This window comes from Microbacterium sp. Leaf161 (assembly GCF_001423645.1).
Taxonomy (GTDB): Bacteria; Actinomycetota; Actinomycetes; order Actinomycetales; family Microbacteriaceae; genus Microbacterium; species Microbacterium forte.
This window is the reverse complement of sequence record NZ_LMOW01000002.1, coordinates 505,714-515,593: the sequence shown is the minus strand read 5'-3', so window position 1 is coordinate 515,593 and position 9,880 is coordinate 505,714. Positions and strand designations below refer to the sequence as shown.

Genomic DNA, 9,880 nt, shown 5'->3' with positions numbered 1-9,880 from the left:
TGTCTGCGGTGAAGTCGGGGGTGTTGGCGGAGGGTGATATCGGTGTGGTGGGGGACAGGGTCGATTATGCGGTGGTGGTGACGAATACGGGCAATGTGACGGTCACGGATGGCGTGTTGGTGGATCCGATGGTGGGTCTGCAGGGGGTGTCGATCGCGTGGCCGAATCCGGCGGTGCCTGGTCGTGTGGGTGTGGGGGAGTCGGTCACGGGTCGTGGGTTCTATCTGCTGACGCAGGCTGATGTGGATCGTGGGTTCGTGGAGAATACGGCGTCGGTGGCGGCGTCGGCTCCGGGTGGGGTGCGGGTGTCTGCGGACACGAACACGGTGCGGGTGAACACGGTGTTGCCTGCGGCGGGGTTGTCGGTGTCGAAGTCGGGTGCGTTGGTCGATGGTGGTGCTGTCGGTGATCTGGTGTCGTATGAGTTCGGGGTGACGAATACGGGCAATGTGACGGTGTCGGGTGTGGTGCTCTCGGATGCGGTGCCCGGTGTGGTGGTGTCGGATGTGGTGTGGCCGGATGCGGGTGCTCCGGGTGTGATCGCTCCGGGGGAGACGGCGACGGCGACCGGTGAGTATGAGATCGTGCAGGCTGATGTGGATGCGGGGCGTGTGGTGAATACGGCTTCCGCGTCGGGGACGCCGGCGCGGGGCGAGTCGATCACGGCGGTCTCGCCGGAGAGCGTCGTGGACACGGATGCCGCGGTCCCGGCGGTCACGGTCGCGAACTCGGGTGCGCTCGCGCCGGGAGCGACGGGCAGGGCCGGTGACGTCGTGACCTGGACGTACGTCCTCGCCAACGAGGGCAACGTCACTCTCACCGGTGTCGCGCTGGCCGATGCTCTGGCCGCCGCTTCTGTACCCGCCTATGTCTGGCAGGGGGCGCCGGGTGTCCTCGTTCCCGGGCAGTCCGTGACGGCGACGGCGACGTACGTCCTCACGCAGGCCGATGTCGACGCAGGGGCCGTCACGAGCCTCGTCACGGGCACCGCAAACCCCCCGAACGGCGCNGTCCTCGTTCCCGGGCAGTCCGTGACGGCGACGGCGACGTACGTCCTCACGCAGGCCGATGTCGACGCAGGGGCCGTCACGAGCCTCGTCACGGGCACCGCAAACCCCCCGAACGGCGCCCCTGCGACGGCCACGGCACCGGCCACGGTGTCTCTCGCTCCGGCCCCCGGTCTCGTGTTCACGAAGACCGCCGGACTGGATACGCCCGGTGCGCGCGGAACCGGCGACGGGGTGACGTTCGACTTCCGCATCGAGAACACCGGGACGGTGACCCTGTCGGACATCGCGATCACCGATGAGCTCGTGGGCATCGGGCCGATCACGATCGATTGGCCGGCAGCCCCGGGAGTCCTCTCTCCCGGCCAGATCGCGCGAGGCTCTGCCGCGTACGCCATCAGCCAGGAGGACGTCGATCGTGGTTCCGTGCAGAACACGGCCTCCGTGCGGGCGACCACACCGGGCGAGGAAGTCCTCACCGCCCAGTCCACGATCGAGCCGCTCGAGACCGCAGCCCATGCTCCCGCGATCCAGACCGTCAAGGGCGGCTCGTACGTCGAGGGCAGCGGGGGTGTCGGCAGCATCATCGAGTACACGTTCGACATCACGAACACCGGAAACGTCACGCTGCGTCTGATCCGCCTGCAGGACGACCTCCAGGGGCTCGGCGCGCCGCAGATCGAGTTCCCGTCGACCACAGGCATTCTGGCGCCGGGCGGCACAGCGACCGGCGTGGCCCGGTACACCGTCACGCAGGCCGACGTCGACGCCGGCTCGATCCGCAACATCGCGACGTCGTTCGGCACATCGCCCCGGGGCACCGTGGTCTCCGACAGCTCGGACCCGTCAGTGATTCGCACCGACCCTCCCACGAGTCCGGATCAGGCGATCGAGACCACGCAGACCGCGACCCTCGCCGTCGGAGACGCCGGAGTGCTGGGCGACACCGTCGAGTACGCTTTCCGAATCCAGAACACGGGCAACACGACTCTCGAGGACGTGCAGCTCGACAACACCGTGAGCGGACTGTCCGGCTTCGTCTACACCTGGCCGGACCCGGCGAATCCCGGACGACTGCGACCGGGACAGAGCGTGGTGATCACGGCCGAGCACTCCGTCACGCAGTCCGACGTCGATGCGGGCTTGATCCGCAACGTCGCCACGGGCGTGGGCGAGCAGCCGTCCGGGATCGAGGTCTCCGATGAGTCCTCCGTCACCGTGGTGCGGCTGACCCCCGGTTCCGGCTCGCTCTCGGTCACGAAGAGCGGCGTGAGACAGGGCGCCGGCGCGGTCGGTGACCGGATCGACTACTCCTTCGTGATCACGAACACCGGATCCCTGACGGCGTCGTCGGTGACGCTCATAGATCCCCTGGCAGGGCTCTCGGCGATCTCGTACGCATGGCCGGGGTCGCCCGGCACCCTTGCGCCGGGGCAGTCCGTCGTCGCGACGGCGTCCTACGTCATCCGTCAGGCGAACGTCGACGCGGGAGCAGTCCGCAACACCGCCACCGCGGGTGCACAGCTGCCTGACGGTACGCCGGTGACGGCGACCTCGCCGAGGTCGGTCGTCCCGACTGCGGCCTCGTCCGCATCGATCGATCTCGAGAAGAACCAGGTCTACTCCGCCGGTGCCACCGGGTACCCCGGCGATCTCGTCGACTACACATTCACATTCCGCAACACCGGAAACGTCACGCTGCGCGGCGTGACGCTGGCGGATGGGCAGACGGGACTCGCGGGGCTGCAGATCACCTGGCCCGGTACGCCCGGCGTGCTGGCACCGGGTGAGGTGGCCACCGCCGTCGCGCGCTACGCGCTCTCCCAGGACGACGTGGATGCGGGACGGATCGCGTCGGATGCCGTCGTCACGGGCACAGGATCGGGCATCGTCGTCCGTGACCTCGACGCGGGCGAGAACATCATCGAGCCCTCGCCCGCCCTGTCTCTGGACAAGGCCGCTGAGCTCACCGGTGCTGCTCAGCAGGGCGGCGGGGTGCGCTACGTCATGACGGTGACCAACACCGGCAACGTCACGCTGGAGGACGTCGCGGTGTCAGATGCGCTCGAGGGCCTCGGAACGCCGACCGTAACGTGGCCGGGAGCGCCGGGAGTCCTTGCATCAGGGCAGTCCGCGACGGTCACCGCCTCGTACGTCATCGGTCAGGCCGATGTCGATCGCGGCCACATCGACAACTCCGCCTCGGCAGTCGGAACGTCCCCGGGCGGGCAGGCCGTCGCTGCCCAGGACTCCGTGCGCGTCGAGGTGCCGAACGTGTCGAGCATCCAGCTCGACATGGCCATCTCCGTCGCAGACGGCCGGCCGGGTTACGCCGGCGACACGCTCGTCTTCGCGTACACGGCGAAGAACACCGGCACGACGGCACTGACCGGAGTGTCGATCACCGACCTGTTCCCGGGCTTGTCGACCATCGACTACCGCTGGCCCGGAGAGCCGGGAGTGCTGCTCCCCGGACAGAGCGTCACCGCCACCGCCACCGTCGTGATCACGCCCGCGATGGAGGGCACGCTGGTATCGTCCCGTGCGGTGGTGACGAGTGTCGAAGCAGAGACGGGCGACGCGGTGAGGGATGCCGCGAACGACTCCGTGCCTCTTCCCGATCGCGAGCCCACGACGTCGCCGGAGCCCACGACATCGCCGGAACCCACGACATCGCCGGAACCCACGACGTCACCGGAACCCACGACATCGCCGGAACCCACGACATCGCCGGAACCCACGACATCGCCGGAACCCACGACATCACCGGAGCCCACGACATCGCCCGAGCCCACGACATCGCCTCGACCGGAGCCTGACCCGTCGCCGAGCGACGTGCCTCCCGGCTATCCCCTTCCGACCACCGGCGGCGGCGATGTGGCGCCGCTCGTCGGCGGATCGATGCTTCTGCTGCTCGCCGGGCTCGTGCTGCTCGTCGCCGGACGGCGTCGTCGTCCGTCCGATTCCCAGAACTTCTCCTCCTAGCACTCAGTACTGAAAGGCCATCCGATGCTGCACTCGACTCTCTTCTCACCCGCCTCAGGCCGCCACACCGCGAGCACGAGGATCGTTGCGGCCGGTATCGCCGTCGTCCTCGGTCTGGCACTCGCCGGCTGCACGGATCCGGCGCCCGAACCGAAGCCGACGCCGACGGCGACGGAGCAGGCAGAGGCGGGAATCACCGACATCGTCGATACCCCTGGGGCGGGCGAAGGTCTGGCCGGAGCTCTCGCCGATGCCGAGGTGAAGAAGTGCGAGCTCGTCGACGACCACTGGGAGGTCTCCGGCACGGTGACCAACTCGAGCGATGGAGCCGCCTCGTATCGCATCTACGTCTCACTGCTGACCGAGGGTGGTGACACTCGCTCGCTCACGCAGGTGAACGTCGACCCGACCGATCCGGGTGCGAGCGCTGACTGGTCGACGACGGTCGCCGTGCAGGACGAGTCGCTCGACTGCGTCCTGCGGGTGGAGCGCTACGCGGCCTGAGCGAGGGCGGCGACGTCAGTCGGTCGGCTGTGACGACCGCTTGACCACGTCGTAGGCGGCGAGCGCAGCCTTGCGTGTCGCAGCGAGATCGACGATCGGCTCCGACGGAGCATCCGATGCCCATTGCGAGATGTAGAGACCGTTCGGGTCGAACTTCTTCGCCTGCAGTTCGGGGTTGAAGACACGGAAGTACGGTGCGGCGTCAGCGCCGGACCCTGCCACCCATTGCCAGTTGAACGGGTTGCTCGCGCCGTCAGCATCGACCAGCGTGTCCCAGAACCACTCCTCGCCGCGACGCCAGTCGATCAGCAGGTTCTTCACGAGGAACGATGCCGTGACCATGCGCACCCGATTGTGCATGAAGCCGGTGTGCCAGAGTTCCCGCATGCCCGCATCCACCAGCGGGATGCCGGTGTCGCCATGCTGCCACGCCTCGAGCTGCGCCGGATCGAGCGGCGGCCACGGGAACGCGTCGTACTGACGGCGCAGATTGACGGTCGCCAGATCGGGGGAGTGGAACGTCGTGTGCCAGGCGAACTCGCGCCAGCCGAGCTCCGAGAGAAAACCTGCGGCGCCGTTGGCGTCGACCGCCTCCTGCCAGACGGTGAACGGGCTGAGCTCGCCCCAGCGGAGACGAGGCGAGAGCAGAGAGGTGGCACCGGCCGACGGCTCGTCACGGGCGCGGTCATATGAACCGATGTCCTCGTGCAGGAAGGAGCGCAGCCGGGCGCGCGCGGCGGGCTCGCCGGGCTCCCAGGTCTCGCGCAGTCCGCCGGCCCAGTCAGGGCGGGTGGGCAGCAGGTTCCAGTCGTCGAGGTCGTCTGAGGCCGGCGCGCTGGCGACTCCGTCGAGGCTTCGCGGTGCGGGGAGCGGCGCTCGGGGCGTGGGAAGCGCGAGGCAGGCGCGCCAGAACGGAGTGAACACCGAGAAGTGGGTGCCGCTGCCGGTCTTCACCGTCCACGGCTCGTGCAGCAGCGATGCCTGGAAGGACGTCACCTCGAGTCCGTGGTCGCGCAATGACGTCTTCAGGGTCGTGTCGATGTCACGTTCGGCACCGCCGTAGCGCCGGTTCCAGAACACGGCTGTGGCTCCGGTGTCGGTGACCGTCTCGCGCACGACGCGCTCGGCCGGACCACGCCGGAGGATGAGCGATGCGCCGAGGTCCTGCACCCGTTCGTTCAGCGACGCGAGGGAATGGTGCAGCCACCAGCGAGCAGCACCGCCCAGCGGTCGTATGCCGGGGGACTCCTCGTCGAGGACGTACAGCATGACCAGGGGTTCGCCGCGATCGATCGCCGCCCTCAGTGCCGGATTGTCGGCGAGCCGAAGGTCGTCGCGGAGCCAGACGAGTGAGGGAGAGGCCATGGCACCATTCTCACCCGAGCGTCCGAACCGGTGGGCGGGGTTGCGCGCCTGGGACCTCAGCGGCTACGGCGCGCCGGTCGCCTGCGAGCGGGAGCGGGCTCGGCGGTCGACCACACAGCCCACAGCACCAGGAGCGGCTGGAGGAAGAGGCGTCCGAAACGACGAGCCTCGGTGTCGAGACCCGGCGTCGACCGTCGGGTTCGCCACTGGTGCACGTTCCCGGGGAAGACGGCGACGAAGAACGCGGCAGTCGCGAAGCCCATGCGGCGTCTCTCCTTCGGGAGGGCGAGCAGCCCGACGGCGAGAGCGACCTCAGCGGCTCCCGAGGCGATCACGATCGCGTCCTTGTCGAGGCGCGTGGCCTTCGTGGCCCAGTCCGGCACGACGACCCGGAAGCCACGGGTGCTCACGAAATGGACGATGCCGATCGCCCCGAGTGCGAGTGCGAGGATCCAACGCGCCAGTGCTCTGATCATCTGCTCACGCTACCCCGACGGCTCCGGAGGGCATGCGGTTCGCCGGAGCGCCGCCACGCCCGGTCATCCGGAACCGAGCATTCGGGCGCCCTCCCATTCGCGAAACCCGTCGGCGATCTCGGGTGCGTGCGTGTGATGCAGATAGTGCTCGCCGTCGATGGGGATGACGGTTCCGTCGTCCACGGCCGCGGCCTGGCGCTCGTGCAGGTCGAGCCAGTTCGGAGTGACCGCGTTGTCGGCGACCACGAACAGCAGGAGCGGGAGTCGGTCGGGAAAGCCGGTGCCCGCGGCATCCGCGAAGTTGGTCCTGATGTGCGTCATCTCATCGAGATAGGTGGGGGAGAGCGAGTTCCGATTGCTGAGGAGCGCCATCTGCTCGCGCGCGTCGTCGTCGTAGTCGAGGCCGCCCAGGTCATCGCCCGTCAGGCTCGTGATGACTCGGACCAGGCCCAGACTCTTCGCCGCGCCCAACAGCCCGACGGGGAACTCCGTGTCCATGTTCGGCTGCCCCGGCACGCTCGTGTCGATGCCGACGAAGGCCGTCACCTCATCCGGGTATCGCTCGGCGTACTCGATCGCATAGAGCCCTGCGATCGAGTGCCCCATGAGCACGTACTCGTCGACCTGCAGCACCCGGAGTGCCTCGTGGATCTCGCCGACGATGTTCTCGGTCGTCCGCTCGGTGTCGGTGCCGTCGCTCAGACCATAGCCGAACGGTTCGACGACGATCACCCGGTGATCTTCCGCCAGATCGGACACCAGCGGCGCGAAGTCGAGCACAGGCGAGGCCGTGCCGAAGCCAGGGAGAAGCACGATGTCGGTCGCGCCTTCTCCTGCGACGAGGACGTTCATCTCGCGGCCGTCGACCACCACCGTCTGACCGTAGGGTTCGACACGGTCGCGCTCGGTGGCTGTGGCTACCGCATTCACGATCGTCGTGGTCGTGAGACCGACCGCGAGAACGCCGCCGATCGCGGTCAGGACGACGAGGGTTCTCTTGATGGATCTGCGCACGGTGGCCTTCCCGGCGCACGCGGAGATCGGGAGGAGCGCGCGCCTGCTCTCCAGCCTGACGAACGCGGGACGCCCGCGCGTCAGCCCTCGACGGACATCCGCATACCGCGTTCGCGGTATGCGGATGTCATCCGGCGGGAGGATCCGGGCGTCGCGGAGACACGAAATACTGGATGCATGCCGACGACCCGTGAACCCCGTGTCGGGATTCGACTGAACGATGTCGTCGTCGTCGCACTGATCGTGATCTTCGCGCTGCTGCCGTTCCCCGACGACACCTTCCGCGCGCGAGGACTCCTCTTTGTGCCGGCGGTCGTCGCCGCTGCGGTCATGCCCTTCCGTCGTCGTTGGCCGCTCGTGGTGCTGGCGATCAGTCTGCTGTGCGCCGTCGCGTCTGCCGCCGCAGGCACCATCTCACCGAGCGCGCTCCTCGCCGCAGCAATCGGCTGCTACTCCGCCATGGATCGACGCAGACGCGGCATCGGACTGATCGCGGTCGCAGTCTCGGCCGTGGTGGTCTTCCTCTCGAACGGCTGGGCCCTTGCGGGGGATCTTCTCGACTCGACCGCGCTGCAGTTCGTCCTGCTCGTCGTCCTCGGCGGTGCACTCGGAGACGCGGCCAGATCTCGGCGGGAATTCGCCGCCGCGATGATCGAGCGCGCGGAGCGCGCCGAGCGGAACCGCGATGACGAGGCGCGCAGACGCGTCGCTGAGGAGCGGGTGCGCATCGCCCGAGACCTCCACGATGTCGTAGCCCACCAGATCGCGGTGATCAGCCTGAACGCCGGTGTCGCCTCGTCGGCGCTCGACAGCAGGCCGGAGCGCGCCAGGGAGGCTCTCACCACGGTGCGCAGTGCATCTCGCACGGTGCTCAGCGACATCGGCGGCCTCATGTCGCTGCTCCGCTCCGATGCTCTCGACGACCCCGACGACCGCCGGCCGCAGAGCGGGCTGGCCCAGCTGGACACCCTGATCGACGGTTTTCGACGAGGTGGGCTCCGAGTCGATCTGCGGCGCCAGGACGACGGGTTCGTGCTCTCGCCCGCGAGTGACCACGCGGCGTATCTCGTGCTGCAGGAGGCACTCACGAACGCCCACAAGCACGGCCTCGGAGGCACAGCCACCGTGGCGCTGCGCATCGAGAGCGCGGCCCTGCACCTGACGATCGTCAACCCGACCAGAGACGTCGCACCTGCGTCGCCGGCCCCCGGCAACGGACTCCGTGGCATCCAGGAGCGGCTCGCAGCGGTGCGTGGAGCGGCACACTTCGGCAGCGATCGAGGTGTCTTCTCGCTGGAGGCGTGGATCCCGGTCGAGGGCGTCGATACGCCATGACCGTCTCGGTGCTCGTGGTCGACGACCAGCCTCTCGTGCGACATGCCGTGCGGGACATCCTCATCGACGGTGGCCTCGTGGTCGCGGGGGAGGCATCGAACGGACACGACGCCGTGCGTCTGGCGAAGACGGCCGCACCGGACGTCGTGCTGATGGACATCAGGATGCCGGAGCTCGACGGAATCGCCGCCACCGCGCTCATCTGCGCTCAGAACGACTCAGCCGTCCAGAACGACTCGGCGGCTCAGCCGCGAGTGCTGATCCTGACGACGTTCGAAGAGGACGAGAACGTCGTCGCCGCACTTCGCGCGGGGGCGAGCGGCTTCATCGGCAAAGGCGCGGAACCCGACGAGATCGTCCGGGCTGTGCGCACCGTCCACGACGGGGAAGCCCTGCTGTCGTCGATGGCCACGCGTGCACTGATCGAGCGCTCCATCCGACGCGGCGGATCAGACCCCGCCGCACGATGGACCACCGCCCTCGCTCTCCTGACTCCGCGCGAGCGCGAGGTGCTCGTGCTCGTCGCCGAAGGCCTCGCGAATGACGAGATCGCCGCGGGGCTCACGATCTCGCCGCACACCGCGAAGACCCACGTGAACCGGATCATGTCGAAGGCGGGAGCACGCGACAGGGCGCAGCTCGTCATCCTCGCCTACGAGACCGGGCTCGTCGTGGCCGGCGCCTGATCCGCATCGTGAGGCGTGACAAGCCCTGCGCCACACTGGGATCATGACCGTCCTGCGCATCAGCATCCTGTTCGTGCTCGCCGCCGTCGCCGAGATTGGGGGCGCCTGGCTGATCTGGCAGGCCGTGAAGGAGAACAGAGGCTGGGTGTTCGCGGTTCTCGGGGTCATGGCCCTCGGCGCATACGGGTTCATCGCGGCGCTCCAGCCCGACGCGAACTTCGGGCGTGTGCTGGCGTCATACGGCGGCGTGTTCATCGCCGGGTCCCTGGCGTGGGGGATCATCGTCGACGGCTTCAAGCCGACGCTCTGGGACTGGGTCGGATCCGCGATCGCGCTGGTCGGCGCGGCGATCATCATCCTCGCCCCGACGGCGGCGGACACCTCGCCCGAGACGACGCTGTAGCGGTCAATCGCGCCCGGGCATGCGAGTAGCCTAGATCCAGACCCAGATGGAGTGTGCAGTGCCTGAAAATGCTCAGCCGAAAGACGGCTTCGCCCTGTTCTCTGA

Annotated in this window: 8 protein-coding genes and 1 pseudogene; 6 read left to right on the top strand and 3 right to left on the bottom strand. The window is 68.5% G+C overall.

All coding sequences use genetic code 11. The features are described 5' to 3' along the window. Positions 1-8 precede the first annotated feature (8 nt). The 3 genes and pseudogenes from ASF87_RS18155 to ASF87_RS15195 all read left to right on the top strand — a co-directional run. Positions 9-1,009, top strand: a pseudogene (locus tag ASF87_RS18155) (DUF7507 domain-containing protein); the annotation flags it as partial. A gap of 1 nt (position 1,010) precedes the next feature. Next, positions 1,011-3,992 (top strand): DUF7507 domain-containing protein (locus ASF87_RS15200; protein WP_442922805.1); only part of this gene is annotated, 2,982 nt, incomplete at its 5' end. A 24-nt stretch (positions 3,993-4,016) separates the two neighbouring features. Continuing rightward, a complete protein-coding gene (locus ASF87_RS15195; RefSeq protein ID WP_200933767.1) occupies positions 4,017-4,496 on the top strand; it encodes a hypothetical protein in 480 nt (159 codons plus the stop codon). A gap of 15 nt (positions 4,497-4,511) precedes the next feature. On the opposite strand, the gene ASF87_RS15190 is transcribed toward ASF87_RS15195, so the two are convergent. The 3 genes from ASF87_RS15190 to ASF87_RS15180 all read right to left on the bottom strand — a co-directional run bounded on the left by ASF87_RS15190 (position 4,512) and on the right by ASF87_RS15180 (position 7,351). Next, complete coding sequence (locus ASF87_RS15190; RefSeq protein WP_056376985.1) at positions 4,512-5,861, bottom strand: cryptochrome/photolyase family protein; 1,350 nt, start codon at positions 5,859-5,861, stop codon at positions 4,512-4,514. 56 nt (positions 5,862-5,917) lie between these two features. Beyond that, positions 5,918-6,337 (bottom strand): DoxX family protein, encoded by a 420-nt coding sequence (locus ASF87_RS15185; RefSeq protein ID WP_052492931.1) that lies wholly within the window; start codon positions 6,335-6,337, stop codon positions 5,918-5,920. A 63-nt stretch (positions 6,338-6,400) separates the two neighbouring features. Then, positions 6,401-7,351, bottom strand: coding sequence for an alpha/beta hydrolase (locus ASF87_RS15180; protein WP_082508942.1), 951 nt, complete (start codon positions 7,349-7,351; stop codon positions 6,401-6,403). Positions 7,352-7,528: 177 nt separating this feature from the next. Here ASF87_RS15180 and ASF87_RS15175 point away from each other — a divergent pair, with 177 nt between their 5' ends. From ASF87_RS15175 to ASF87_RS15165, 3 genes are read left to right on the top strand one after another with little or no spacing between them, the layout of a single operon-like run. Beyond that, complete coding sequence (locus ASF87_RS15175; protein WP_056376981.1) at positions 7,529-8,686, top strand: sensor histidine kinase; 1,158 nt, start codon at positions 7,529-7,531, stop codon at positions 8,684-8,686. Continuing rightward, positions 8,683-9,372 carry a response regulator transcription factor gene (locus ASF87_RS15170; RefSeq protein WP_056376979.1) on the top strand — a complete coding sequence of 230 codons (690 nt, stop codon included), beginning with the start codon at positions 8,683-8,685 and terminating at the stop codon, positions 9,370-9,372. Before ASF87_RS15175 ends, ASF87_RS15170 begins: the two co-directional genes overlap by 4 nt. 43 nt (positions 9,373-9,415) lie before the next feature. Next, positions 9,416-9,775 carry a YnfA family protein gene (locus tag ASF87_RS15165; protein ID WP_056376977.1) on the top strand — a complete coding sequence of 120 codons (360 nt, stop codon included), beginning with the start codon at positions 9,416-9,418 and terminating at the stop codon, positions 9,773-9,775. Positions 9,776-9,880: the final 105 nt, after the last annotated feature.

Coding starts and splice junctions, on each gene's coding strand:
- ASF87_RS15170 (WP_056376979.1), top strand. CDS start 8,683: ATGACCGTCTCGGTGCTCGTGGTCGACGACCAGCCTCTCGTGCGACAT.
- ASF87_RS15195 (WP_200933767.1), top strand. CDS start 4,017: ATGCTGCACTCGACTCTCTTCTCACCCGCCTCAGGCCGCCACACCGCG.
- ASF87_RS15190 (WP_056376985.1), bottom strand. CDS start 5,861: ATGGCCTCTCCCTCACTCGTCTGGCTCCGCGACGACCTTCGGCTCGCC.
- ASF87_RS15175 (WP_056376981.1), top strand. CDS start 7,529: ATGCCGACGACCCGTGAACCCCGTGTCGGGATTCGACTGAACGATGTC.
- ASF87_RS15185 (WP_052492931.1), bottom strand. CDS start 6,337: ATGATCAGAGCACTGGCGCGTTGGATCCTCGCACTCGCACTCGGGGCG.
- ASF87_RS15165 (WP_056376977.1), top strand. CDS start 9,416: ATGACCGTCCTGCGCATCAGCATCCTGTTCGTGCTCGCCGCCGTCGCC.